The sequence below is a fragment of the Cellulomonas sp. P2_F12 genome, from assembly GCF_056403775.1.
Map to the genome: position 1 here is coordinate 270,402 of NZ_JBFUEV010000002.1, position 25,561 is coordinate 295,962.

Genomic DNA, 25,561 nt, shown 5'->3' on the forward strand with positions numbered 1-25,561 from the left:
CGAGGGGCTCCTCACGGGGTGACATCACCCTGGAACGAGGCCGCGGGGACCGCGGCATCATGGCTGACCGTGACCTTGACCGGGCCCCCCTCGGCAGGATCACGGAAGACGTAGGTCGCGTCGGCGGACTCACCCGGAGCGAGGACGCCCGAGTAGCCCTTCTCGTGCGGGTCGCTGGCCAGCTCCACACTGGGCACGCCCGACTGCGAGTACACGTTGACGACGACGAAGTTCAGGTCGAGCGGAGCGCCGGTGTCGTTGCGGATCGTCATCGCGACCGCGAGCGCGGGACCGCTGCGCTCGCCGATCGCGCGACCGACACCGTCGATCCTGGTGATGGACGTCAGGCTGACCACGGCCTTGTCGCCCGGGTCCGCAGGCTGGTCGAGCGCGACGGGCGGCGCCTCGGAGTAGTCCTCGACGTGCACCACGCTGTCGTCGGCCGGGTCCGTCCCCTCCACGGGCCCGGTCGTCGGTGCGGGTGCAGCCGAGGGTGCGTCGGCCGCCGGCTCGGTCGGCTCGGCCGACGGGGCGGCCTGCGTCACCGAGACGCTCGGCGTGGGATCGGCCGCCGCGGGGTCGGTGGTGTCCCCGCGCGTCGCGGCCACGCCCCAGGCGATGCCACCGAGCAGCACGACCGCTGTCGCGGAGCCTGCCACCCACTGGAGCGTTCGCCGCTGCATGTGCTCACCCGATCCGGAAGGGCCCCCTCCGACAGGCGGCTCATCCGGCGAGAATACGAGCGAAATCTGGACAGACCACCATATTCCTGCACAGTTCACCCGGCTCGAACGGGTGATGTGTCAGCGCAGGGAGTAGACCGCCAGGACCCCCGCGCGGAGCACGGATGCGCAGGTCAGAGCGATGGCTGCTCCAGTGATACCGCCGATGACCGCACCGGCCGGGACGGCCAGCACCGTGACCACGGCCGACACCACCCCGATCACCGCCACGAGGTGCTCGCGTGACTGGCCCTGCAGGAGCGCCGAGAGCACCGCGGCCACCGCGAAGAACGGCAGACCGGCCAGCGTCCAGGCGAGGACCGGCCCGCTGCCGGCGTAGGTCGGGCCCATGAGGAGCACGACGATCTGCTCGGAGAAGACCATGAACGGGACGGCCAGCAGCCCTCCGGCCAGCAGCGCGGCGATCAGGCGCGCCCCGAGGCGCCGGGCGGCCGGCGGCTCGAGCCGGGCCGAGCGGGGGGCCACCACGGCGGCGAGCGACTGCGGGATCAGCAGCAGGGGCTGGACCAGCTTGACCGCCGCGGCGTACAGGCCGGCCGCCGCCGGGGTCAGCGTCGCGGCGACCAGGGGGACGTCGAGCGTGCGGGCCTGACCGGCCACGTTCGCGACGAGGAACGGCCAGCCGCGGCGGGCGAGGTCCCGGGTGGGGACGGCCGACGCGCGGCCGGGCAGGTCACGCACGTGCAGCCGGATCTGCACCTGGGCGGCGACAGCACCGGCCAGCAGCCCGATCGTGTACGCCAGCACCGCGTCGGCGCCCGTCAGCAGGCCGATCACCAGCACCACGAGGCTCACCGACCGGCGCAGCACCATGGAGATGGCCGCCGTCCGCGAGTCGCCGTCGGCGATGGGCACGCCCAGCACGGTGTCGACGTTGCGCTCGAGCCCCAGCGACACACAGATGAGAGCGACGGCCAGCGGCGCGTGGTGCTCGAAGGCCCACCAGCCGGTGACCAGCAGGAGCACCGGGGTGGTCACCGCCGTGCTGACCCAGTTCAGCCGGAGCCCGGCCTGCACGTCGTCGTCGGCACCCTGCGCGCGCGCCCGCGGCACGAACGTCGCCATGCCGAACCCGGTGACCACGAGCAGGAAGCCGACCAGCGCGATGACCGACGTGACCGCGCCGAACGCGGCCGCCGGCACGGACCGGGCCAGGAGGATCAGGGCGAGCGCCTGCAGCCCGCTGCCGAGTCCCCGGGAGACGAGGATGCCGAGGAACTGGTTCTTCACGCGACCGCACCGGGGCGCGGCGACGCCGCGACGAGGGGTCGGCGGGGCGGCATGGCGGCGAAACTAGCACCCGCTCGCACCATCGACCCCGGGATGCCGGGCACGTAGCCTCGACCGCGTGACCAGCCTCTCCCTCAGCGACGCGGTCGTCTCCGCGCGCGCCGCGGCGGCCGACCGGATGGTCCCGGCCGTCGTCACGGGCCTCACGGGCGTGCTGGTGCTGGTCGGCTGGGTCGCCGGGCTGCCCCCGCTGATCCTGGTGGGTTTCGCGACGATCCCCCTGATCATCGTGTTCGGCTACCGCGTCTCGCTGCTCGCCATGGCGGTCCTGCTGGTGGGGCGCGCGCTCATCGACTCGTCCGGCGGCGCCACCGCCACGGCAGGCGTCGCCGCCGCGATCATCGGCCTGTCGGTGCTGGTGCTGGTGCGGTCCCCCAGCTGGCCCGCCCGGGTGCTCGTGATCACGCTCGCCCTGTTCGCCTCGGCCGCCGCGGGCGCCGCGATCTACGGCGCCGCCGAGACGTACGGCGAGGCCGTGCGGGTGCTGTCGCTGGTCGCCGTCGCGGTCATCACGATCAACGCGCCGGGCACGCTCACGCTCGGGCGGGTCACCGGCCTCGTGCAGGCCGTCGGCACCCTGCCCGCCCTGTACGCCCTGGTGCAGCTGGCCACCGGCACGGGCGTCTACAGCGAGGGCGTCCTGCGCTCGACTGGCACCCTGGCGCAGGCCAACTCGGCCGCGGTCCTCTTCGCGCTGTGCAACATCGCCACCTTCTCGAGGCTGCTGTCCAGCACCGGCAAGCGCTGGGTCAACGGCGGCTTCATGGCGCTGTTCCTCGTCGCGCAGGTGGCCACGGCCAGCATCGGCGGGTTCGCGACCGTCGTCGCGATGGTGCTGGTCTACATGGTGGTCGAGGCCGGGCGGCGGTTCCACCGGATCGTGCTCGGGCTGCTGGCGCTCGCCGTGGCCGTCGTCATGGCGCTGGACTCCAAGGCCGGCGCCGGGCGGCTCACCGAGTACACCAGCGGCGGCAGCGTGGACGACACGTCGCTCGGGTGGCGGTTCCAGGCCTGGGCCAAGGTGCTCGCCGTCTGGCGGGAGCACCCCGTGCTCGGCAACGGGATCGGCGCCACGACCAGCGGCATCATCCTGCACACCATCCCGCACAACGAGTACGTGCGGCTGCTCGCCGAGGTGGGTGTGGTCGGGCTCGCAGCCGTGGTCCTGCTCGTCGTCTGGTACGCGGTCGCGATGACCCGGCGGCTCCTGTCCGGCGCGCCCCGGGCGGTCTGCGCGCTGGGCCTGGCCGTGCTGGCCGGCTCCGTGATCAACGGGCTGGCCGCCAACACCATGCTCTACACCGTCTCGTTCATGACCACCGTGTTCATCCTGTCGGGGTGCTGGCGGATCGCGCGCGACGGGCCACCGCCGGAACCCGTGCCGGAGCACTCGACGACCCTCCAGGAGGTCCACCCGTGACAGTCCGCGTGCTCGAGGTGCTGGAACGCCCCGACGGGACCACCCGCTACGCCGACCAGATGGTGGAGCAGCTTCCCGAGAGCGTCGCCATCAGCTGGTTCACCTGGCGGCGCGCGCTGACCGAGCGGTTCGACGTGCTGCACGTGCACTGGCCGGAGTGGCTGGTCCGGACGCGCCCGTCGACGTTCCCCCGCCGGCTGGCCACCCGGCTGGCGTTCGTGGCCCTGATGCTGCGACTGCGGGTCACGCGCACGGCGATCGTGCGCACCGAGCACAACCCCGAGCCGCACGAGCCCGGCGGCCGCACCGAGCGTGCGCTGCTGCGCTGGCTGGAGCGCCGCACGACCCTGCGGGTGCACCTCAACCCCGTGCCCGAGGGTCCGGCCGACGTCGTCATCCCGCTCGGCCACTACCGCGCCCAGTTCGACGGGTACCCGGTGTCCGCCCGCGTCCCGGGGCTGCTCGTCTACTTCGGCAAGATCCGCGACTACAAGGGCGTCGACCTGCTGCTCGACGCGTTCGCCGGCGCCCGGCCCGAGCTGTCGCTGCGGGTCGTCGGCAAGCCGCAGACCCCGCAGTGGCGTGCGCTCGTCGAGGACGCCGCCGCGCAGGACGACCGCATCGGCTACGTGCTGGACTTCATCCCCGACGACGCGCTCGTCGCCGAGGTCACCGCGGGCGAGCTCGCCGTGCTGCCGTACCGCGACCTGCACAACTCCGCGGTCGTGCTGGTCGCCCTCTCGCTGGACACCCCCGTGCTCGTCCCGTCGACCCCGGTGACGCGAGGCCTCGCCGACGAGGTGGGGCCGGGCTGGGTGCACTTCTTCGAGGGCACGCTGGACACCGCCGACGTGCACCGCGCCGTCGACGAGCTGCGCGCGGCGCCGCCGTCGGGCCGGCCCCGGCTCGACGCCCGCGGCTGGGACGTCATCGGCGCCTCCTACGCCCGCGCGTTCGAGGCGGCGGCACGCACAGCGCACCCACAGGCAGCCGCCACGAATCACCCGGAGCGCGTCGAGATCGCTCGGTAGAGTGGCGGGACGTCACGGGGGGACTCCGCCGCGCGGGAAGCACCGCTGACGACGTCGAGGGATCCGAGGGACCACTGTGGAGCTTCGCCAGCTGATCGCGCTCATGAAGCGCCACTGGGTGAGTGTCGTCGTGCTGACGTTGCTCGGCGCGCTGGCGGGTCTGGCTCTGTCGCTCGCGACGCCCAAGGAGTACAGCGCCCAGAACCAGGTACTCATCACGGTGCAGCTGGGCGACTCGATCGGCGACCTCAACCAGGGCACGTCGTACGCCGAGCGCGTGGTGGCCACGTACTCGAAGGTCGCCCGCTCCCCCGTCGTGCTCGACCCGGTGGTCGAGGAGCTCGGCCTGCCAGGCTCGGGTCGGACGCTGCGCGGAGCGGTCGCGGTGAGCACGGACCCCGCCGCGCCGATCATCACGATCACCGCGACGTGGGGTGACCCGCAGACCGCCGCCGACATCGCGAACTCCGTGGCCAAGAACCTCGCGCTCACGGTGCAGGACCTGTCGCCGACGGCGGCCGACGGCTCCCCGACCGTCCTGGTGAACTCGATCGACCCGGCCACCCCGCCGTCTCGGCCGTCCGTGCCGCACACGCGCCAGAACATCGTGCTCGGCGCCCTGCTCGGCCTGCTCCTGGGGCTCGGGTGGGCCGCGCTGCGCACCACGCTCGACGTCAAGGTCCGCACCGACGCCGACGTGGCCGCGCTGGTCCCGGTGCCCGTGCTCGCCTCCGTCGCCTCCGACCCGCTGGCCGGCGGCAAGGCGCCCGTGATCATCTCCCCCGCGTACGGCGTCCGCTCCGAGGAGTACCGGCGCCTGCGCACCAACCTGCAGTTCGTCAACGTGGCCAACCGCCCGCGGTCGATCGTCGTGACGTCCTCGCGCAGCGGGGAGGGCAAGTCCGTGACGGTCGCCAACCTGGCGGTCACCCTGGCCAGCGCGGGTGCGCGCGTGTGCCTGGTCGACGCCGACCTGCGCCGCCCGTCCGTCGCCAAGTACCTGGGGCTCGAGGGCACCGTCGGCCTGACGACGATCCTCATCGGCCGGGTCTCGCTGGACGACGCCCTGCAGCCGTACGGCGACGAGAACCTGCAGGTCCTGGCCTCGGGCCAGATCCCGCCGAACCCGTCCGAGCTGCTCGGGTCCGAGGCCATGGTCGCCCTGCTGGGCGAGCTCAAGAGCCGGTTCGACATGGTGCTGGTGGACACCGCTCCGCTGCTGCCCGTCACCGACGCCGCGATCCTGTCCACGTCCATGGACGGTGTGCTCGTCGTGGCCGGCAGCGGCATCGTCACCCGCGAGCAGCTCAAGCAGTCGATCTCGATGCTGAACGCCGTCGACGCCCACATCCTCGGCATCGTGCTCAACCGCGCCAAGCGCGGGGCGTCGTCCAGCTACACCTACACGTACCGGTCCGACGCGCGGCACACCGGGATCGAGAGCAGCCCCGCGGAGCGCCAGGCCAACGACGACGCCGCCGCGCGGGCGGCTGAGGCCGACGCCGCGGAGACGCTCTCTGCGCCTCTCGAGGCTCCCCCGGCCATCGTCGAGATCGCGCTGCCCGCCACCACCGACGAGGCCGTGGTGGACGACGCCGTGACCGCCGATGCCGACCTTCCGGCCGACGACGAGGAGGCCCTGAGCGAGCACGAGGCGGCCGAGCTCGCGGGCATCTCCGAGCCCGACGGGACGCACGAGCGCGACGGCGGCCCGGACGACGACCACGACGACGAGCCGCCCACCAACGGCACCCCGACGTCGAAGGACGAGGCCGAGGCCGAGGCCGAGCAGACGATCGTCGCCTGACGGCTGGTCCCTCGACCGGCGGGCTAGTGCCGGGCGGCCTTCTCGCCCCGCGCCGCCGCGTGCCGCAGCAGGCCGATCACCTCGGCCACGTCGCGGCGCACCGGCCGCACGACCAGCACGACGATCGTGACGAGGACCGCGCCGGCCAGGGCGCCCGCGGCCAGCGACATCAGCCGGCCCGAGACCCAGTGGCTGACGTACCAGCTGCCCAGCGCGGCGGGCAGCGCGACGCCGAGCAGGGCGCGCACCGCGCGCATCACCAGCGGCCCGGCCACCAGGCCCGCGGAGCGGCTGGCGACGAGCAGGCCGACGATCCAGTACAGCGGCCAGACGATCACGGCGGCCCACGCGGCGCCCAGCGCGCCCTGGTACGCGCCGAAGACGATGACGGCGACCATGGCGGGCTGCGCCCACAGGTCCAGCCGGAACTGCACGCCGGGCCGCCCGCTGGCCAGGAAGATCCAGTACGCCAGCTGGGACAGGGACCGGAACACGCCGGCGATGGCGAGCAGCGAGAGGATCGGCACGACCGCGGACCACCCCGGGCCCAGCAGCACGTCGACGATGGGCTCGGCCAGGCCGGCGACGAACGCGAGGACCGTGGCGGTGAGGTACGCGCCGGCCAGCTGCGCGCGTGACGCCGCGCGCGCGAACCGGTCGGGGTCCAGGTGCGCCTTGGACATCACCGGCAGCGCGACGCGCGTGAGCGGGCCGTTGATCTGGTTGAGCGGGACGACCGCGATCTGCTGCGCGCGGTTGTAGACGCCGAGCACCGACGGCCCCCAGAACGCGCCGAGCGCCACGGTGTCCGCGTTCTTCGACGCGTAGGAGAGCACCTGCGTCCCGAAGACCGAGAGCCCGAACCGGAAGAACCGGCGGATCGAGGCGCCCCGCTGTGGCAGGCCGGGGCGCCACCGCGTGCTGATGATGTTGACCACCAGGGCGACCAGCGCCACCGTCAGCTGCTGCGTGACGATCGCCCAGTACCCGCCGCCCAGCACCGCCACGACGATCGCCACGATCGTGCCGACCAGCTGGGCGGTGACGTCGGCGGAGGCCAGCGCGACGAACCGCAGGGCCCGCCCGAGGTCGGCCCGGTACTGCGTGTTGATGCCGGAGATCAGCAGCACCAGCGACAACGGGGGCACCACGTGGGCCAGCGTGGGCTCGTGGTAGAACGCGACGAGCAGCGGCGTGCAGGCGGCCACGATGACCGTGCAGCCCAGCCCGAGGGCGGTGTTGGCCCAGAACAGGTTGGTGCGCTCACCGGGGCTCACCGTGGGCGACTGCACCGCCGCGGACGACAGCCCGAAGTCGCGCAGGATGTCCGCGAACCCGATCGCGGCCGTGACCATGGCGACGACGCCGAAGTCGGCCGGTTCGAGCAGCCGCGCGAGCACGGCGAGGCCGACCAGCTGGAGCACGATCCGGAAGCCCTGGCCACCGATGGACACGGCCGAGCCGCGCACGGCCGTCCTGGCCAGCGTCATCCGGTGCCCCGCACGGCGCCGCGCAGCTGCCCGCGCAACCCCTCGAGGCGGGCTCGGGCCCGGGCGACGCCGTCGATCAGCTCGGGCCGGCGGGCGTCGAGGGCATCGATGCGGGCCACGGCCTCGTCGACGCCCACCCCGTCCGTGCTGAACGCGACGCCCGTCGCGCCGACGGTCGCCAGGCTCCGCGTGAGCTTGCCGGCGCTGCCGGGGGCCAGGCCCACCGGGAGCGCCCCCTCGGTGTGCCCGAGGACGAGCGCGTGCAACCGGTCGCTGACGACGAACGAGGCGCGCCGGTACACGTCGCGCACCACCTTCTCCGCGGCGGCGTGGTCGACCCCGTCCCACGCGACGAGCTCGCCGCTGAGGGCGGTCGCCAGATCCCGCGCGCGCGGCAGGTCCCGGCCCACCTGCGGCACCACGACGACGTCGAGCGAACGAGCGTCCGCGACGGCCCGGACCGTGTCGGTCCACGCCCGGCCCGGGGCCGGACGATCACCGCGCAGGGAGACCGCGAGCACCGGGCGGTCGTCGCCGTGGCGGGCCGCCGTGAGGTCGGGCGTCCCGAACGCGTAGCCCCAGTCGGGCGCCACGACCCCGCGGCCCACCCAGGACCGGCTCTCGGCGTCGCGCCACGCGACCACCGAGCAGGGCAGGAGGGCGACGTTGAGGACCGGACCCCACAGCCGGTGCGGCGCGCGCAGCCCGAGGCCGACGTGCAGCCCGGCACCCCCGCGCAGCCGGCTCCCCAGGACGAGCGGGGCGGTCTTGAGCAGGTGTCCGGCGTAGCCCGCGGTCGCGTAGGTCTCTCCCGCGTTGAACCCGTACACGGCGCCGTGCCACGCGCCGGAGGCGGACCGGCGGGCCCAGTCACGGCGGTCGCGGACCAGCACGTCCTGCGCCTGCAGCCCGAGCGCGCCCACGTACCCGTCGGGCATGCCGTCGACGTTCACCACCAGCCGACCCAGCGGCCGCAGCGCGTCCAGCAGGCCGCGTCGCAGCACCGAGTCACCGAGGTTGTCGGTCTGCCCGCGGGCCGAGACGAGGACGTCACGCACGAGGACCACCCTGCCCTGCGGCGACCGCGTCGGATACCCCGTCGCCGACGTCCACCCGTTCGCCCTCGCTGGGCCGCGGGTGCCCGAGGAGCACGACGCACAGCGGCAGGAGCACGTACGGCCAGTACATCGCGCGGTCGACCACCCCGAACGGCACCTCGACGATCCCGGCCGCGACGATCGCGGCGACGGTCAGCGCCGGCCACGAGTCCCCCAGGCCGGCGGCGCGGACCGCCCGGACGGCACCGACCACCAGCAGCGCGCCCACGACCGCCACGAGCAGGACCCCGCCGGTGACCAGCAGCTGCATGAACTCGTTGTGCGCGTGGTACGCGTACCCGCCGAGGCCGGCCGACGAGCGCGCCAGCTGGTCGTAGAAGTCCCAGCCGTGACCGACCAGCGGGGCCTGTGCGAACTCGTCGCGGCCCGCGATCCAGTAGCCGCCGCGGTTCGCCATCGCGCTCGCCGACGTCGTGACCAGCGGCAGCGCGACGGCCGCCAGCGCGACCGCCCCGATGCCGAGCCCGGCGACCAGGCTCCGGCGACGCAGCGGGACCAGTGCGAGCACGCCGGCGGCCAGCAGCACGACGACGGCCGCGAGCCAGGCGCCGCGCGAGTACGACCAGACCAGCGCGACGAGCACCAGCGAGCCCGCGACGATCCGGGATGCACCGCGCAGCGCGAGCACCGACGGGATGCCCACGGCGAGCACGAGCCCGAGGTTGTTCCCGGAGGGCAGCAGCCCCGCGAGGATGCCGATCGGTCCGGCCTTCTCCGCGTCGGCCCCGGCGTAGTCCTGGTAGCGCGCGAGGTCGGGCAGCACCAGGCCCGCGACGATGCTCACGGCGGCGGTCGCGGCGGTGATCCACCCGAGCACCGGCACCGCGCGCCAGGAGATCCGCACCACCCACGCGGTGGTGACCACCGCCGGGTACAGGACCGCCATCGTCTCGGGCCGCGAGGAGACGGCGAGGCCCGTCACGACGACGACGACCCACGGCAGGAGCAGCAGCGCGAGCAGCGGCCAGCGTTCCCATGGCGCGGTGCGGAAGCCCAGCACGACGAGCGCGACGCACAGCGCCAGCAGGCCGACGTTGCAGGCCGTGGTCAGCCCCTGCACGAGCGCGCCGCCCTCGTCGACACCGTCCGTGATCGGCTGGAAGCCCCGCCCCTCGGTCAGCAGGATCGCGAGCTGGGGAAGGGCGGCCGCCAGCCAGACACCGACGACGAGCACAGCATCTCGACGGTCCAGGAGACGGTCGAGGACGCGGCCGATCACCGGCCGTCCCCGAGCAGGGCGCCCACCGCGCGGTGCCCCACCACCGTGACCGTCGACCACCACCGCGCGGGGGCGCTGGCGCCGATCACCCGGCGGACGTCCGCCGCCTGACCACGCAGGTAGTTGCGGTCGCGCCGGGTCAGCAGCGCGGCGTGCTTGCGCGCGTAGAGCTGGATGCCGTCGAGCCGCCGCTGGGTCTTGTCCGTCAGCTGGCCCTCGCCGTGCACGCGGTTGGTCACCAGCAGCTCGGGCACGACCGCGTACGTGAGCCCGGCGGACAGCGCGCGGACCAGCAGGTCCTTGTCGTTCGAGACCGGCAGCACGGGGTCGAAGCCGCCGAGGCTGCGGAACGCCGCGGTGCGCATGACGAAGTTGGAGCCGACGAAGCCCGGGTTGCGCGCGACGACGTCCTTGGCGTGCAGGCCGGGTTCGATCCGGGCCATCCGGTAGCCCGGCGCGTCGGCGTGGGTCCAGGCGACGGCGAAGTCGTTCCCGCCCTCCTCGAGCGCGCCGACCGTCAGGCGCAGGAAAGCCGGGTCCCACAGGTCGTCGTCGTCGAGGAACGCCACGAGCTCGGACTGCACGAGGACCGTGCCCGCGTTGCGGGACGCACCCGCCGTGCCGGCCTGCTGTCCGGACGAGTCGAGGTAGCGCACCGGCACGTCGGACGCCTCGTCCAGCCCCGCGACGACGGACTCCGTGGCCCCCGACCCCAGGTCGTCGCTCACCACGACGGCCACAAGACGGACGTCCGCGCCGAGGTCCTGGCCCAGCACGGACGCGACGGCCTCGGCGAGCAGGGGGTCGCGGCCGTGGGTCGGGATCACGCAGGTGACGTCAGCCACCACCGGCCCCGATGTACTCCCACTGGCGGGCGAGCCCCTCCTCGACGCTGACCTTCGGCTTCCAGCCGAGCAGGTCGCGCGCGGCCGAGGCGTCGCCGCCGGTGCGCCAGGCGTCGCCGTCGACGGTTGGGTACCGCTCGACCAGGACCTCCCGGCCCGTGACCGAGTGGATGACCGAGAGGACCTCGTTGACCGTGACGTTGGTACCGCCGGCGATGTTCAGCACGGTGCCGGGCCGGACCTGCTCGGTCGCCGCCAGCACGTTGGCCTCGACCACGTCGTCGACGAACGTGAAGTCGCGGATCTGCTCGCCCGTGCCGTACAGCGTGATCGGCCGGCCGTCGCGCACCGCCGTGAGGAACCGGGTGAAGGCCATGTCGGGGCGCTGCCGCGGGCCGAAGACGGTGAAGTACCGCAGCGACACGGTCGGGACCCCGAAGTTCGACGCGTACAGCGAGCACAGGTGCTCCGCCGCCAGCTTGGTCACCCCGTACGGGCTCACGGGCTGCGGCAGGTCGGCCTCGAGCACGGGGAACCGCGCCGCGTCGCCGTAGACCGAGGACGAGGAGGCGTAGACCAGCCGCTTGAGGCCCGAGGCCCGCTTCGCCGCCTCCAGCAGGACCTGCGTGGCCGTCACGTTGGCGTCGACGTACAGCCCGAACTCCTGGCCCCAGCTGGCGCGCACGCCCGGCTGTCCGGCCTCGTGGAACACCACGTCGACGCCGTCGAGCAGCGCGTCCAGGTCCGCGGCGCGCAGGTCCTCCTGGACGAACGTGAAGGCACCGCCCAGCCGCGCGAGGTTGGCGCGCTTGAGCGCCGGGTCGTAGTAGGGCGTCAGCGCGTCGATCCCCGTGACGTCCCACCCGTCCGCGAGCAGGCGGGCGCACAGCGTGCTCCCGATGAAGCCTGCGGCTCCGGTGACCAGTGCCTTCATGGACGGGACTTCCTCTCGGCGAACGAGCGTGCGACGACACTGAGGAAGTGCGGGCCGCGCACCAGATACCTGCCGGCCAGCCGGCGCGGTTCCTGCGCCATCCGGAAGAACCACTCCATGCCCATCTTCTGCACCAGCACGGGCGCCCGGCGCTTGGTCCCGGCGACGAAGTCGACGGCCGCACCGGCACCCACGTAGACCCCCGGCGGCAGCTTCTCGCGCCAGTGGGAGACCCAGACGTCCTGCTTGGGCGAGCCCAGGCAGACGAAGACGATGTCCGCCTGCGCCTCGTGCAGGTCGGCGATCACCTGGGCCGACTCCGCGTCGCCCACCTCGGCGATCTTCGGGAACGGGATCGAGACGACGTCCGCGCCGTACTTCTCCCGCAGCTCCTCGGCAGCCTTCTCGCTCACGCTGGTGGCGCCGCCCGTCACGGCGATCCGCCAGCCGCGGCGGCACGACAGCTGCGCGGCGATCGGCAGCAGGTCGGCTCCGGTGAGCCGCTGCAGGCCGTGCGCCCCGAGCAGACGCGCCAGCAGCACCAGCGGCGTGCCGTCGGCGATGCGGATCTCGGCCTCGTCGTACGCGACGTGCAGCGCCGAGTCGTGCTCGATGCCGATGGTCTGGTCGACGTTGGGCGTGACGATGGAGTACACCTCGTCCGCCGGGAGGAGCTGGTCGATCCGCGCGATCAGCGCGTCCGCGTCCCCGACGAACAAGGGACGACCCGCCAGCGTGACCTCACCCGAGCGGGAGACGTGCACCGAGACCTTCGGGCGCTCACCCCGCGGCACCGACGATCCTTGCGACGAGCCGCGGTGCGGCGTAGACGGAGGCAGTGTCCCGGGCCGCGCTGCGGGAGAGGACGCTGGCCTCGCTGATGGCGTGAGCAAGGTCATCGGGGTTCCTCTCGCTGACGACGAAGCCGTTGTGCCCGGCCCGCACGAGCGAACCGGTGTCGGAGCCGTCCGTCACCACGGCCGGCAGGCCGGAGGCCATCGCCTCCACGAGCACCCGGGGGAATCCCTCGTATCCCGGGTGCGAGGTCATGAGGAAGACGCCCGAGTCGGCCATCGCGGACGCGACCTCCTCGGGGGCGAGCCGGCCCAGCAGCCGGACCCGCGCACCCACCTCGGCGGGGAGCGCGGCGACCGTCCGCTCGAGCTCCGGCAGCTGGGTGCCGGTGCCGACGACGTCCAGCGTCCAGTCCTGCTCGGGGGCGGACTCGATGAGCCGGCGGAACGACTCGACGGCCAGCGCCGGGTCCTTGGGCTGCTCGAGCCGGCCGACCCAGATGACGCGCTGCGGGTGCAGCGCCTGGGCGCGGTAGCGCACGAGCGTCGGGTCGAACCACGTCGGCGAGAACATCGCGCCGGGGTTGATCGTCTGGGCGGTCTCGGCGAAGTCCGGGTTGAAGACGACCACCGAGTCGGCGTTCTTCAGCAGCTTGTGCTCCACGCGGGCGTGCACGTTGCCGGCACGACGCCAGAACGAGTCCGACGTGGCCCCCGTGAGCCCGTGCTCCTGGGTGTGCACGAAGTAGGCCAGGGGCCGCTTCAGCACCCGGGACGCGACCGCGGCGACGTCGGCGCGGTGCGCCTGCACGACGGTGCTCGCCGGAAGCGAGCCCTTGTGGCGGACGAGGCCGGCCGCGAGACGCAGGGAGTGCGGGACACGGCGACGCTGGTCGCCCGGGTCCAGCGTGACCACCGGCAGGAACCACGCGGAGCGCTCACCGATGCGGTGCAGCTCCCACTGGCCGATCTCCCGACCAGGGACGACGCCACCCGCGTCGACGCCGACGACCGCGAAGGTCACGTCGGCCGGCGCGTGCCGGATGAGGCCCCGGATGCACGTCTCGATCCCCCCGGGAGACTGGCGCGCGAGGTCGATCTGGTGCACGACGAGACGGTCGACGACGGCCGGAGGAGTCGCCCGCTGCGCGGGCTCGTCGTCCTCCAGGAACGTCATGTCGGGCCGGGTCTCGGTCACGAGTACCTCCAGGTCCAGGGTGTGGTCGGTGCCGCGGTCGCGGGCGATCGGTCAGTAGGCACCGCTGGGTCGCAGCACTGCCCGGAAGGTCTTCCAGAGGATGAGGAGGTCCATGGTCACGGACCAGTTGTCGACGTACCGCAGGTCGAGCTTCACCGACTCCTCCCACGAGAGGTCGGATCGGCCGGAGACCTGCCAGAGGCCGGTGAGGCCCGGACGGACCCGGAGGCGCCGTTGGACGGCGTCCTCGTAGGCGGCCACCTCCTCGGCGAGCGGGGGGCGTGGGCCGACCAGCGACATGTCGCCGCGGACCACGTTGAACAGCTGCGGGAGCTCGTCGAGCGAGTACTTGCGCAGCACACGACCCACGGGCGTGACCCGCGGGTCGTGACGCATCTTGAAGAGGATCGCGTTGCCCTCGCTGGAGCCGAGGAGCTCCGCGCGGCGCTTGTCCGCGTCGACGTACATCGTGCGCAGCTTCCACATGGTGAAGGCCTCGCCGTCGACCCCGATGCGGGTCTGCTTGTAGAACGGCGAGCCCGGCGACGTCAGCCGCACGGCGATCGCCGCGACCCAGATCACCGGCAGGGCGATCAGCAGGATCAGCCCACCCAGCGTCCGGTCGAGCACCGTCTTCGCCGCCATCCGGCCGCGCGACGCGCCCACCTCGACCTCGAGCAGCGACAGGCTGCCCGTGGGTCGCATGGTGAGCCGCGGGGCGGCGATGTCCTCGAGGTCGGTGGCCATGATCAGCTGCGCGTCCGCCCGGTCCAGCGCCCAGGAGAGGCGCCGCAGGCCGTTGCCGCCGATGTACGAGCCGGCGACGACCACGACGTCCACCGAGCGGTCCACGACCACCTGCGGGATGTCGCACACCGCGCCGATCATCGGGGAGCCGGCGACGATCTGCTCCTCGTCGACGCTCGGCAAGCAGACGCCGACGACGCTGTAGCCGTGCGCCGGGTCGACCGCGAGGTCGTGCACCACGCTGGCCACCGGTCCGGCCTCGCCGACGACGAGCGTGCGCATCATCGCCTCGCCGTGCAGCCGCGACTTCTTCAGCGACCGACGCAGGAGCAGCCGGGCCGCGACGGCCAGCAGCGCGGCCGCCGGGACCACCACGAACACGAGGAAGCGGGAGACCTCGGCCTTGAACGCGTAGCTGGCCAGGACGAGCACCACGACGCTGACGATGCCGGCGCGGACCAGGACCCGGGTCTCGGCGGCGGAGCGACCGAGCACCCCGTCGCCGTACCCGTGCAGCAGGGCCACGAGAGCCACGAAGCCGAGCGTCGCGCTGGCGATCATGGCCACGGTCTGCCCGGCCGGCTGGTAGAGCACGATCATGACCGGGGTCGCGACGAGAAGGATGGCCGCGAGGTCGAGCAGCGCGGCGTGCACGCGGTACGAGCGCACGATCTGGCGCCACGAACCGGCGACCGCGTCAGCCGAGTTGAAGGGGGTCGAGCGACGCTCGAAGGGCTCCGCGGAGGCCCACGACCGACGCTGCCCGAGACCCCGTCCACGGCGGTCGCCGAGCGCGAGATCCATGTCGTCGACGATCTCTGCAGCCACAGCCCCACACCCCCGATCCGCCAAGTGGAATGGGAGTGAGGTTATACGGGGGAATGGCGCAGTTCATCACCTTCTGTCCGGTTTCACCCGATGCTGGTGCAGGTCGACGCCGGGGTCACTCTTTGGTGTGAAACCTCAGCTGCGCCGCCTCGAGGCCGGCCGTCACCGCGAGCTCGACCGCGTCGGCCGCCGAGTCGATCAGCCAGGGCAGGTCCTTGAGCTCGTTCTTGGCGAAGTCGCGCAGCACGAAGTCGGCCGCATCCATGCGACCGGGCGGCCGGCCGACCCCGACCCGCACCCGGACGTACTCCTTGGTACCCAGCGCCTTGGTGGTGTCGCGCAGGCCGTTGTGGCCACCCTCGCCCCCGCCCCGCTTGAGCCGGACGTCCGCGAACGGGATGTCGAGCTCGTCGTGCACCAGCACCGTCCGCTCCGGCGGGACGTCGTAGTACTTGGCGAGCGCCGCGACCGGGCCGCCCGACACGTTCATGTAGGTGGTCGGCTTCGCCAGCACCACGCGCGGCCCCGGCGCGCCGCCCGGCAGGGTGCCCAGGCGCGCCTCCGCCACCGCCGCCTGGGGGCGCCGCGACAGCAGCCCGGGGGCCCGGGTGCCGAACGTGGCCCCGGCGCGGCGCGCCAGCTCGTCCAGGACCATCTGGCCGACGTTGTGCCGGTTGCCGGCGTACTGCGGGCCCGGGTTGCCGAGGCCGACGACCAGCCAGGGTCCGTCGCTCATCGGTGTCTCCTCGTGGTGGTGCGGTGCGGGAACAGCGACGCCCGGCACCGTCAGGAACGGTACCGGGCGTCGCGGACGTGCTCAGAGCCTCAGGCTCAGGCGGCCTCAGGCCGCTGCACGAGCGGTCGGGGCTCAGGCCTCGGCGGCAGCAGCAGAGGCGGCCGACTGCGACGCAGCCAGGTCGGCGGCGGCGGCGTCGGCGGCGACGTCCTCGGCGGACGCGTGCGGGACGCTGACGGAGACGACCGTGATGTCGGGGTCGGTCAGCAGGACCGAGCCGGCGGGCAGCGTGATCTCGCCGGCGTTGACGCTGGAGCCACCCGCGAGACCCTCGATGGAGACCTCGACCTCGGTGGGCAGGTGCGTCGCCTCGGCCTCGAGGGACAGCGTCTGCGTCTCGACGACGTGGATGGTGCCGGGCGCCGACTCGCCGACGATCGTCACGGGGACGTCGACGGAGACCTTCTCGCCCTTCTTCACGATGAGCAGGTCCACGTGCTCGATCGTGTTCTTGACGACGTCGCGCTGGACGTCCTTGGTGATCGCGAGCGTGGTCTTGCCGTCGAGCTCGATGGCGAAGAGCGCGTTGGCCTGCTTGACCGCGAGCATCGTGGCGTGGCCCGGGAGGGCGACGTGCAGCGGGTCGGAGCCGTGCCCGTACAGGACGGCGGGGATCTGGTCGGCGCGGCGCAGGCGGCGCGCGGCCCCCTTGCCGAACTCGGAACGGGTGGTGGCGACGAGCTTGACCTCGGACACGTGTACTCCCAAGTGCTGACGTCGGCGTCGTGGACGCGACGTGGCGGCTGTGATGGCGTGGCGTGCGCGGCGGAAGCCGGGCGACGCGGATCTAGACAGGTGTGGTGGCCTCGACGCGGGACGCAGGACGGGCACGCGGAGGCGCTCGCCCAGTCGATCACGGAGCGCAGGTGGTCGTGGAACTTCGTCGACCGTCCTTCGTCCCTCGCCGAGGCAACCTGGAGAGCCTACCCGGTCGAGGGCGCTGAGCCCAACCCGCTGGTCAGGCCTGGCCGTCGAAGAGCGAGGTCACCGAGCCGTCGTCGAACACCTCGCGGATGGCGCGCGCGATGAGGGGCGCGATCGACAGCACCGTGAGCTGCGGGAAGCGACGGTCCTCGGCGATGGGCAGGGTGTCCGTGATGACGACCTCGCGGGCGCCGCAGCCCTGCAGCCGCTCGACGGCCGGGTCGGACAGCACGCCGTGGGTGGCGGCGACGATGACGTCCTTGGCGCCGGCCTCGAGGATCACGCGCACGGCACCGGCGATGGTGCCGGCTGTGTCGATGAGGTCGTCGACGAGCACGCAGCTGCGGCCCTCGACGTCGCCGACCACGCGGTTGGCGACCGTCTTGTTGGGGCTGCGGATGTCGCGCGTCTTGTGCACGAACGCCAGCGGCCCGCCGCCCAGCTTCGCGGCCCACTGCTCGGCGACCCGGATGCGCCCGGCGTCGGGCGAGACGACCGTGACGTTCGACGTGTCGACGCGGCTGCGCACGTACTCGGTGAGGATCGGCATGGCCCACAGGTGGTCGACCGGGCCGTCGAAGAAGCCCTGGATCTGCGCGGCGTGCAGGTCGACGCTCATCAGGCGGTCCGCGCCGGCCGTCTTGAACAGGTCGGCCATCAGCCGCGCGGAGATCGGCTCGCGGCCCCGGTGCTTCTTGTCCTGGCGCGCGTACCCGTAGAACGGCGCGACCACGGTGATCGTCTTGGCGGACGCGCGCTTGAGGGCGTCGACCATGAGCAGCTGCTCCATGATCCACGTGTTGATGGGCGACGCGTGGGACTGCAGGACGAAGGTGTCCGCACCACGCACCGACTCCCCGAACCGCGTGTAGATCTCGCCGTTGGCGAACTCGTACGCCGTCGTCGGCAGGAGCTCGATGCCGAGGTGGGCGGCGACGCTGGTGGCGAGGTCCGTGTGGGCGCGCCCCGTGAGGAGCACGAGACGCTTCTCGCCGTCCGAGGAGATGATCCCGGTCATCGTGCGGAGTCCTTCGAGTTCGAGCCAGTGGTGTCCGGCGGTGCGGTCGGTGGGGTCGGGCTGGAGCCGGCTGCGGAGGCGCGCTCGCGCTCGGCGCGCGCCTGCGGGGAGAGCTCGTCGTCGGCTCGCGGGCGGACGACCGCGCGCGCGGAGGGCGTACCGGCGCGGGCCCGGGCGACCCAGCCCTCGATGTTGCGCTGCGCGCCTGCGCTGACGCCGAGCGCGCCCGAGGGCACGTCGCGACGGATCACGCTGCCGGCGCCGGTGTACGCGCCGTCGCCGATGGTCACGGGGGCGACGAACATGTTGTCCGCGCCGGTGCGGGCGTACGAGCCGATCGTCGTGCGGTGCTTGTTCACGCCGTCGTAGTTGACGGTGATCGAGGCGGCGCCGATGTTCGTGTGCTCGCCGATCGTCGCGTCGCCCACGTAGGACAGGTGGGGCACCTTGGAGCCGGTCCCGATCTGCGCGTTCTTGGTCTCGACGAACGTGCCGATCTTGCCGGCGTCGCCGAGCACCGTGCCGGGCCGCAGGTACGCGAACGGGCCCACGCTGGCGTCCGCGCCGATCACGGCGAGGGTGCCGTGCGTGCGCACGACGCTGGCCCGCGGGCCTACCTCGACGTCGGTCAACGTGGTGTCGGGGCCGACCGTCGCGCCCTCGCGGACCACCGTGGCGCCGTGCAGCTGCGTGCCGGGCAGGAGCGTGACGTCCTGCTCGAGCTCGACGTCGACGTCGACCCACGTGGTCGCCGGGTCCACCACCGTGACGCCGTCGCGCATCCAGTCCTCGAGGATGCGCCGGTTCATCTCGGCCCGCAGCACCGACAGCTGCACGCGGTCGTTGACGCCCTCGACCAGCACCGGGTCGTCGGTGCGCAGGGCCCGCACGTGCCCGCCGTCGGCCCGCGCGATCGCCAGCACGTCGGTCAGGTAGACCTCGCCCTGCGCGTTGTCCCGGCCCAGCCGACCGAGCGCGCCGCGCAGCACGGCCGCGTCGAACACGTAGATGGAGGAGTTGATCTCGCTGATCGCGCGCTGCGCGTCGTTGGCATCCTTCTCCTCGACGATGCCCAGCACGTCGCCCGTGCCCGGCTCGCGCAGGATCCGGCCGTAGCCCGTGGGCTCCGCGACCTCGGTGGTCAGCACGGTGATGGCGTTGCCGTCGGCGTGGTGCGCCTCGAGCAGCTCGTGCAGCGTCGCGGCGTCGAGCAGGGGCACGTCGCCCGCGATGACGACGACCGCGCCGACCACCTGCGCGTGCGTGGCCGAACCGGCGGTCGGGTCGTTCGCGGCGTCGGCCTGGGCGGCCGCGTCGAGCGCGTTCATCGCCATCTGCACCGCGCGGCCCGTGCCGGGGATGTCGTCCTGGTCGGCCAGCAGCACCTGCGGGTCGAGCCCACGGACGTGCGCGGCGACCTGCTCGCGCTCGTGCCGGACGACCACCAGGACGCGGCCGGGATCGAGGGCGCGAGCCGTGGCCAGCGCGTGGCCGACCATGCTGCGACCGGCCAGGGTGTGCAGGACCTTGGGAGTCGCCGAGCGCATCCGGGTTCCTTCACCTGCGGCGAGGACGACGACGGCGGCCGGGCGGGGGAACGTCACCTGGGGGTGCTCCTCGCGGATCTGCCCGGGTCTCGGGCGGCGGATCTCGTGCGCACCGTGCACTCTACCCGCGCGCGGAGGTCGCTCCGGCCGCGTCGGGATCCTCCGGCGCGGGGGTGAGCCGGCGCGGCGGCTCCGGGACGACGTGCCGGATCCGGGCGATCCACACACCGGTGGCCGCCGCCCCGACGAGCGCCACGACCATGACCGCGACCCGCACACCGACCTCGGGCGCGCCCACGGCGAGATCCACGACCTGGGACAGCGCCACGAACAGCAGCACGCCGAGCAGGAGGTAGGGAGCACGCTTCCCGCGCGTCGTCGCCATGAGCCGCACCGTACTCCGTCCACCAGTGCACGCAGAACGGGCACGTCTGAGGCTCCGCCCCCAGGATTCGAACCTGGACTGCACGGCTCCAAAGGCCGGCGTGCTGCCGTTACACCAGGGCGGACCGACGTCGCGACGCCGTGGCCGCCAAGTCTGCCAGCCACCGAGCCTCCCAACGGCAGCGACCCCTCACGGCATGATGGGCGCGTGGCCACCGACAGCAAGCGCGCACCCCGCTCCCGCATGACGGGGACGCAGCGGCGCGCCCAGCTGCTCGACGTCTCGCGCCGCCTGTTCGCCGAGAAGGGCTTCGACGGCACCAGCGTCGAGGAGATCGCCGCCCGGGCCGAGGTGTCCAAGCCCGTCGTGTACGAGCACTTCGGCGGCAAGGAGGGCGTCTACGCGGTCGTCATCGACCGCGAGATCCAGGCGCTGACGGGGGCGCTGAGCGGGGCGCTCGAGGCCGGGGGGCACCCGAAGGCCATGGTCGAGCGGACGGCACTCGCGCTGCTCGGCTACATCGAGGCGTCCGAGGACGGGTTCCGCATCCTCGTGCGCGACTCCCCGGTGGCGCAGGCGACCGGCACGTTCTCCAGCCTGATCGGGGACGTGGCCACCCAGGTGGAGCACCTGCTGGCCGACCAGTTCAAGAAGCAGGGGCAGGACCCCAAGACGGCGCCGATGTACGCGCAGATGCTGGTCGGCATGGTCGCGCTCACCGGGCAGTGGTGGCTCGACGCCCGCAGCCCGAGCAAGAACGTCGTCGCCGCCCACCTGGTCAACCTCGCCTGGAACGGCTTGTCCGCGCTCGAGCGCCGGCCGACCCTGACCGGCAGCGTGTGACGAGGATCTCTGTCGACGTCGAGTAATCTCGGATCATGGTCGCACGCACGTCCCCGGACGCTCCCGGGTCCCGCGACGAGGTCGATCGGATCGTCCTCGCCTGGGAACGCGAGCGCCCGGACCTCGACGTCCGACCCCTCACGGTCCTGTCCCGCGTCAGCCGGCTGGCCCGGCACCTCGACCTCGCCCGGCGTTCCGCGTTCGCGCGCCACGACCTGGAGACGTGGGAGTTCGACGTGCTGTCGGCGCTGCGCCGGGCCGGCGCCCCGTACCGGCTCTCGCCGGGCGCGCTGCTCACCCAGACGCTGGTCACCAGCGGCACCATGACCAACCGGATCGACCGCCTGGCCGAGCACGGCCTGGTCGAGCGCCAGCCCGCGCCCGACGACCGGCGCGGCGTCCTCGTGCAGCTCACGCCCGCCGGGCTGGCCCGGGTCGACGCGGCGTTCGCGGACCTGCTCGACGTGGAGCGTGGCCTGCTGGGCGACCTCGACGAGGCCGACCGCGACCGGCTCGCGGACCTGCTGCGCGAGGTGACCGCGCCGTTCGACGCGTCGTGAGGGCATGACGGCGGCGCGGTCCGCCGCCCGGGGACTCCTGCTCGCCGCCGTCCTGCTGTACGCCCTCAACCTGCGCGCGCCGATCACGGCGCTGGCCCCGGTCGTCGACGACGTCCGCGCCGACCTCGGCCTGAGCGCCGCCGCCGTCGGCCTGCTCACCGGCATCCCCGTGCTCTGCTTCGCGCTGGCCACACCCCTCATGGCCGTGCTGCTCGGGCGCCTCGGCACGGGGCGGGTGGTCGCGGCGTCGCTGGTCACCGTGCTGGCCGGCACGCTGCTGCGGTCCTCCGACGGGTTCGGCACCGCCCTCGTCGGCACGGTCCTCATCGGCGTCGCCATCACCGCCGGCAACGTCGCCGTCCCGGTGGTGATCGGCCGCGACTTCCCCGGCCACGTGCCGCGCGTCACCGGCCTGTACACCGCCGCGCTCAACGGCGGAAGCGTCCTGACCACCACCCTGACCGCGCCGCTGGCCGCCGCCGTCGGGTGGCGGTGGGCGCTGGCCAGCTGGGGGCTGCTGGCGGTCGTGGCCCTGGTCGTGTGGCAGCGCGCGTACCCGTTCGGTCGCGCGGAGCCCGTGGTCCTCGTCGGGGCGAGCGGGGCCCCGGACGTGTGGCGGCGTGCGGTCACGTGGTTCCTCGCGGTCGCGTTCGCCGGGCAGGCGTTCGGCTACTACGCCGTGAGCGCCTGGCTGCCCTCCCTCCTGCACGACACCCTCGGGCTCGAGCGCGCCGCGTCGGGCGGGGCCGCGGCGCTGTTCCAGCTGTTCGGCATGGTCGGCGGCATCGCGGTGCCGATCGCGCTCGGTCGTCGCGCCCCGGTCGCCGCCGTCTCCGCGGCGATCGCGGTCGGCTGGATCGTGCTGCCGGTCGGGCTGCTGCTCGCGCCCGGCGGGTGGGCGCTGTGGTGCACCTTCGCGGGCGTGGCGCAGGGCGGGAACTTCGCCGTGATCTTCACCGTGATCGCGTCCACGGCCGGGTCGCAGGCAGCGGCGCGGCGCATGTCGGCGACCGTCCAGAGCATCGGCTACGGCTGCGCCGCGCTGGGGCCCAGCGTCCTCGGCGCGGTGCACGCGTCGAGCGGCGGGTGGACCGCCCCGCTGCTCGTCGTGCTCGGCGCGGTGCTGACGATGGGGACGGCGTCGGGGCTCGCGCTGCGCAGCATGCGCCGCGAGGCGTAGCCGGGACCCCGAGGCCCGCGCATCGCCCGAACGGGTGACGCCCTCCCGAGTGGGCCTGCGGCGCCCGGACGCGCCACTAGCGTGCAGCGCACCGGCGTCCCGACCTGCGTGCCCGCCTGAACCTCGAAGGATCCCCATGCGTCACTCGCTGCGCGCGCTCGTCGCGTCCGTCGCCGTCGGTCTCGTGAGCGTCCTCGGCGCCGCTCCGGCCGACGCCTATCCGGTGGGGCCGCCGTACGAGCCGGCCACCCCCGGGTTCTTCTCGGTGCCCTGGGGTCCCGACCTCTACTGGGCACGGCTGCTGCCCGGCGGCGGCCTCCTCCTCGACCTCGCCACGTTCGACCAGTGGGCGTCGCAGGGCTACCCGACGCCGAGGCTCCTGACGGAGATCCGCTACGACCGGGCACCGTGGTCGCCCACGATCATCGCCGCGCCCCACTTCCCGGGGTGGTCCACCGTCACCGAGACGCACGCGCTGACGTTCGACGAGTGGGCCAAGGTCGGCTACCCGAACCCGACGGTCACCTGGACCCCGGCCGGCATCTACTACCGCTCGTACGTGAACACCTCGGCGATCTACGCGTTCACGGCCGGCGGCCAGCACCACCTGACCTTCGCGGAGTGGCTCGCGTCGGGCGCGCCCGCCGCCATGAGCGACGGCTTCGCCCCCGGCACGGAGTTCCACCAGTGGGCCACGTCGCCGGAGATCTTCATGTCGCTCGACGGCGCCGTCCAGAAGCTCGGCTACCCGCAGTGGGCGTCGTACGGCTACCCGACGCCCACCCGGCTGATCAGCGGCTTCGTCAAGCTCACCTGGGACCCGACCATCGCGCACGACTACGGTGCCCTGGTCAGCTGGGACGAGTGGGTGGCGCAGGCCTTCCCGACGCCGGCGCAGTACCCGACCATCCCCGGCGACGAGTTCTGCTACGACTCCGGCCGCGACGTCGTCAGCTACGACGGGCTGACCTTCACCGGCGACCTCGCCCCGGCGCTCGCGGTGCAGCGGATCGGCGTCCCGCTCGACCAGATGCCGGCCTGCTAGCCGACGATCTCCGCGGCCTCCATCCAGGCGGTCTCCAGCTCGTCCTTCTCGACGGCCAGGGCGCGGAGCTCGGCGTCGAGGGCGATGACCGCCTGGTGGTCGGTCGCCTGGTCGGACATGCGCTGGTGCAGCACGGCCTCCTGGTCGGCGATGCGGGACAGGCGCCGCTCGATGCGGGCGATCTCCTTGCGGGCGGTACGCAGGTCGGCGGTCGAGACCGCGGCGGGCGCCGCCGTGCTGGCGGGCCGGGCGTCCAGCGGGGACGACGCGGTCGCCTCCGCGTCCCGCCGCAGGTCGAGGTACTGCTCGACCCCTCCCGGCAGCTGGCGCAGCAGCCCGTCGCCCAGCAGCGCCATCTGCGTGTCGCACACGCGCTCGAGCAGGTAGCGGTCGTGCGAGACGACGATCAGCGTGCCCGGCCAGCCGTCCAGCAGGTCCTCGAGCGCGGCCAGGGTGTCCGTGTCCAGGTCGTTGGTCGGCTCGTCGAGCAGCAGCACGTTGGGCTCGCCGACGAGCAGCCGCAGCAGCTGCAGCCGGCGTCGCTCGCCGCCCGACAGGTCGCGCACCGGGGTCCGGGACCGCTCGCGGTCGAAGCCGAGCCGCTCCACCAGCTGCGCCGCGGTGAGCTCCTTGCCGCCGACGACCACCGAGCGCTTCTCGCTCTCGATCACCTCGATCACGCGCATGGCGGCGAGCTCGTCGAGCTCCTCGACGTCCTGCGTGAGCTCGGCCACCTGCACGGTCTTGCCGCGCTTCACGCGGCCGGTGCTCGGCTGCTGGCGTCCGGACAGGAGCCGCAGCAGCGTGGTCTTGCCGGCGCCGTTCACGCCGACCAGGCCGACGCGGTCGCCGGGGCCCAGCCGCCAGGTGATGTCGTGCAGCAGCACCCGGTCGCCGTAGACCACGGACGCGTCCTCGATGTCGAGCACGTCCTTGCCCAGCCGGGCCGTCGCCATCCGCGTCAGGCTCAGCTGGTCGCGCGGCGGCGGCTCGTTCTCGATGAGGGCGTTGGCCGCGTCGATCCGGAACTTGGGCTTCGACGTCCGCGCCGGAGCGCCCCGGCGCAGCCACGCGAGCTCCTTGCGCAGCAGGTTCTGCCGCTTCTCCTCGGTGGTCGAGGCCGTCCGCGCCCGCTCGGCGCGCGCGAGCACGTACGCCGCGTACCCGCCCTCGTACTGGTCGACCCCGCCGTCGTGCACCTCCCACGTGCGCGTGCAGACGGCGTCGAGGAACCAGCGGTCGTGGGTGACCACGACGAGGGCGCCGTTCGTGCGGGTGTACCGGTCGACCAGGTGGGCGGCCAGCCAGGCGACGCCCTCGACGTCGAGGTGGTTGGTCGGCTCGTCGAGCACGAGCACCTCGTCGTCGCGGACCAGCAGCGCGGCGAGCGCGACCCGTCGGCGCTGCCCGCCCGACAGGGTGGCGACGTCCGCGTCGAGGGAGACGTCCGCGAGCAGGCCCGCGTGCACCGAGCGGATGCGGGAGTCGGTCGCCCACTCGTGCTCGTCGGCGGACCCGTGCACGACGTCGAGGACGGTACGTCCGGCGAGCAGGTCGTCGCGCTGCTCGAGGACGGCGACCCGGACCCCGCCGGCGCGGGTCATCCGGCCGTCGTCGGGAGCCTGGATGCCCGAGAGCACCCGCAGGAGGGTCGACTTGCCGGCGCCGTTGGGGCCGACGACGCCGATGCGCTGGCCGTCGTCGAGCCCGAGCGAGACCTGGTCGAGGAGGGTGCGCGTGCCCAGCGTGAGCGTGACGCGGTCCGCGCCGAGAAGGTGAGCCATTTGCCGTGAAGGCTA

23 protein-coding genes and 1 tRNA gene are annotated in these 25,561 nt (G+C 73.4%); 7 read left to right on the plus strand and 17 right to left on the minus strand.

The window, feature by feature from the left end; translation table 11 throughout:
• Positions 1 to 11: 11 nt before the first annotated feature.
• Both AC1DWH_RS06045 and AC1DWH_RS06050 read right to left on the minus strand, forming a co-directional pair.
• Positions 12 to 683, minus strand: a complete 672-nt coding sequence (locus AC1DWH_RS06045) for a hypothetical protein (RefSeq protein WP_456846494.1) — start codon at positions 681 to 683, stop codon at positions 12 to 14.
• Between the two features lie 120 nt (positions 684 to 803).
• On the minus strand, positions 804 to 1,973 hold the full coding sequence (locus AC1DWH_RS06050; protein WP_477092912.1) for an oligosaccharide flippase family protein: 1,170 nt from the start codon (positions 1,971 to 1,973) through the stop codon (positions 804 to 806).
• Positions 1,974 to 2,091: 118 nt separating this feature from the next.
• Here AC1DWH_RS06050 and AC1DWH_RS06055 point away from each other — a divergent pair, with 118 nt between their 5' ends.
• The 3 genes from AC1DWH_RS06055 (at position 2,092) to AC1DWH_RS06065 (ending at position 6,291) form a co-directional block, all read left to right on the plus strand.
• Positions 2,092 to 3,453, plus strand: a complete 1,362-nt coding sequence (locus AC1DWH_RS06055; RefSeq protein WP_477092913.1) for an O-antigen ligase family protein — start codon at positions 2,092 to 2,094, stop codon at positions 3,451 to 3,453.
• The gene (locus AC1DWH_RS06060; protein WP_456847240.1) at positions 3,450 to 4,484 is read left to right on the plus strand and encodes a glycosyltransferase; all 1,035 of its coding nucleotides are present in this window, start codon (positions 3,450 to 3,452) and stop codon (positions 4,482 to 4,484) included. The genes AC1DWH_RS06055 and AC1DWH_RS06060 overlap by 4 nt, the downstream gene beginning before the upstream one ends.
• A 76-nt stretch (positions 4,485 to 4,560) precedes the next feature.
• On the plus strand, positions 4,561 to 6,291 hold the full coding sequence (locus AC1DWH_RS06065; protein ID WP_477092914.1) for a tyrosine-protein kinase domain-containing protein: 1,731 nt from the start codon (positions 4,561 to 4,563) through the stop codon (positions 6,289 to 6,291).
• Between the two features lie 23 nt (positions 6,292 to 6,314).
• Here AC1DWH_RS06065 and AC1DWH_RS06070 read toward each other — a convergent pair whose 3' ends face one another.
• The 14 genes from AC1DWH_RS06070 to AC1DWH_RS06135 all read right to left on the minus strand — a co-directional run bounded on the left by AC1DWH_RS06070 (position 6,315) and on the right by AC1DWH_RS06135 (position 20,258).
• Positions 6,315 to 7,781: a lipopolysaccharide biosynthesis protein gene (locus AC1DWH_RS06070; protein WP_477092915.1), complete on the minus strand. Its 1,467-nt coding sequence runs from the start codon at positions 7,779 to 7,781 to the stop codon at positions 6,315 to 6,317.
• Entirely contained in the window at positions 7,778 to 8,839 is a 1,062-nt protein-coding gene (locus tag AC1DWH_RS06075) for a hypothetical protein (RefSeq protein ID WP_477092916.1), read from the minus strand. Before AC1DWH_RS06075 ends, AC1DWH_RS06070 begins: the two co-directional genes overlap by 4 nt.
• Positions 8,832 to 10,118, minus strand: coding sequence for an O-antigen ligase family protein (locus AC1DWH_RS06080; RefSeq protein WP_477092917.1), 1,287 nt, complete (start codon positions 10,116 to 10,118; stop codon positions 8,832 to 8,834). The genes AC1DWH_RS06075 and AC1DWH_RS06080 overlap by 8 nt, the downstream gene beginning before the upstream one ends.
• Complete coding sequence (locus AC1DWH_RS06085) at positions 10,115 to 10,945, minus strand: glycosyltransferase family 2 protein (protein WP_456847511.1); 831 nt, start codon at positions 10,943 to 10,945, stop codon at positions 10,115 to 10,117. Before AC1DWH_RS06085 ends, AC1DWH_RS06080 begins: the two co-directional genes overlap by 4 nt.
• A gap of 10 nt (positions 10,946 to 10,955) precedes the next feature.
• The gene (locus AC1DWH_RS06090; protein WP_477092918.1) at positions 10,956 to 11,897 is read right to left on the minus strand and encodes an NAD-dependent epimerase/dehydratase family protein; all 942 of its coding nucleotides are present in this window, start codon (positions 11,895 to 11,897) and stop codon (positions 10,956 to 10,958) included.
• Positions 11,894 to 12,691: a WecB/TagA/CpsF family glycosyltransferase gene (locus AC1DWH_RS06095; protein WP_477092919.1), complete on the minus strand. Its 798-nt coding sequence runs from the start codon at positions 12,689 to 12,691 to the stop codon at positions 11,894 to 11,896. Before AC1DWH_RS06095 ends, AC1DWH_RS06090 begins: the two co-directional genes overlap by 4 nt.
• Complete coding sequence (locus AC1DWH_RS06100) at positions 12,678 to 13,889, minus strand: glycosyltransferase family 4 protein (RefSeq protein WP_477092920.1); 1,212 nt, start codon at positions 13,887 to 13,889, stop codon at positions 12,678 to 12,680. The genes AC1DWH_RS06095 and AC1DWH_RS06100 overlap by 14 nt, the downstream gene beginning before the upstream one ends.
• Positions 13,890 to 13,940: 51 nt before the next feature.
• On the minus strand, positions 13,941 to 15,464 hold the full coding sequence (locus AC1DWH_RS06105; protein ID WP_477092921.1) for a sugar transferase: 1,524 nt from the start codon (positions 15,462 to 15,464) through the stop codon (positions 13,941 to 13,943).
• A 115-nt stretch (positions 15,465 to 15,579) separates the two neighbouring features.
• On the minus strand, positions 15,580 to 16,200 hold the full coding sequence (gene pth / locus AC1DWH_RS06110; protein ID WP_477092922.1) for an aminoacyl-tRNA hydrolase: 621 nt from the start codon (positions 16,198 to 16,200) through the stop codon (positions 15,580 to 15,582).
• A gap of 132 nt (positions 16,201 to 16,332) precedes the next feature.
• Positions 16,333 to 16,956, minus strand: coding sequence for a 50S ribosomal protein L25/general stress protein Ctc (locus tag AC1DWH_RS06115; RefSeq protein ID WP_456847086.1), 624 nt, complete (start codon positions 16,954 to 16,956; stop codon positions 16,333 to 16,335).
• 262 nt (positions 16,957 to 17,218) lie between these two features.
• Positions 17,219 to 18,202: a ribose-phosphate diphosphokinase gene (locus tag AC1DWH_RS06120; RefSeq protein WP_456847087.1), complete on the minus strand. Its 984-nt coding sequence runs from the start codon at positions 18,200 to 18,202 to the stop codon at positions 17,219 to 17,221.
• Complete coding sequence (glmU, locus tag AC1DWH_RS06125) at positions 18,199 to 19,806, minus strand: bifunctional UDP-N-acetylglucosamine diphosphorylase/glucosamine-1-phosphate N-acetyltransferase GlmU (RefSeq protein WP_477092923.1); 1,608 nt, start codon at positions 19,804 to 19,806, stop codon at positions 18,199 to 18,201. The genes AC1DWH_RS06120 and glmU overlap by 4 nt, the downstream gene beginning before the upstream one ends.
• 64 nt (positions 19,807 to 19,870) lie before the next feature.
• On the minus strand, positions 19,871 to 20,134 hold the full coding sequence (locus AC1DWH_RS06130; RefSeq protein WP_456847033.1) for a hypothetical protein: 264 nt from the start codon (positions 20,132 to 20,134) through the stop codon (positions 19,871 to 19,873).
• A gap of 52 nt (positions 20,135 to 20,186) precedes the next feature.
• Positions 20,187 to 20,258, minus strand: a tRNA-Gln gene (locus AC1DWH_RS06135).
• Between the two features lie 119 nt (positions 20,259 to 20,377).
• Here AC1DWH_RS06135 and AC1DWH_RS06140 point away from each other — a divergent pair.
• The 4 genes from AC1DWH_RS06140 to AC1DWH_RS06155 all read left to right on the plus strand — a co-directional run bounded on the left by AC1DWH_RS06140 (position 20,378) and on the right by AC1DWH_RS06155 (position 23,762).
• Positions 20,378 to 20,977 (plus strand): TetR/AcrR family transcriptional regulator, encoded by a 600-nt coding sequence (locus tag AC1DWH_RS06140; protein WP_456847035.1) that lies wholly within the window; start codon positions 20,378 to 20,380, stop codon positions 20,975 to 20,977.
• Positions 20,978 to 21,012: 35 nt separating this feature from the next.
• Positions 21,013 to 21,537, plus strand: a complete 525-nt coding sequence (locus AC1DWH_RS06145; RefSeq protein ID WP_456847032.1) for a MarR family winged helix-turn-helix transcriptional regulator — start codon at positions 21,013 to 21,015, stop codon at positions 21,535 to 21,537.
• Positions 21,538 to 21,541: 4 nt separating this feature from the next.
• The gene (locus tag AC1DWH_RS06150; protein WP_456847031.1) at positions 21,542 to 22,717 is read left to right on the plus strand and encodes an MFS transporter; all 1,176 of its coding nucleotides are present in this window, start codon (positions 21,542 to 21,544) and stop codon (positions 22,715 to 22,717) included.
• Positions 22,718 to 22,853: 136 nt separating this feature from the next.
• Positions 22,854 to 23,762, plus strand: a complete 909-nt coding sequence (locus AC1DWH_RS06155) for a hypothetical protein (RefSeq protein WP_477092924.1) — start codon at positions 22,854 to 22,856, stop codon at positions 23,760 to 23,762.
• Here the strand turns inward: AC1DWH_RS06155 and AC1DWH_RS06160 are convergent.
• Positions 23,759 to 25,546, minus strand: a complete 1,788-nt coding sequence (locus AC1DWH_RS06160) for an ABC-F family ATP-binding cassette domain-containing protein (protein WP_477092925.1) — start codon at positions 25,544 to 25,546, stop codon at positions 23,759 to 23,761. The two genes, AC1DWH_RS06155 and AC1DWH_RS06160, sit on opposite strands and share 4 nt — an antisense overlap.
• Positions 25,547 to 25,561: the final 15 nt, after the last annotated feature.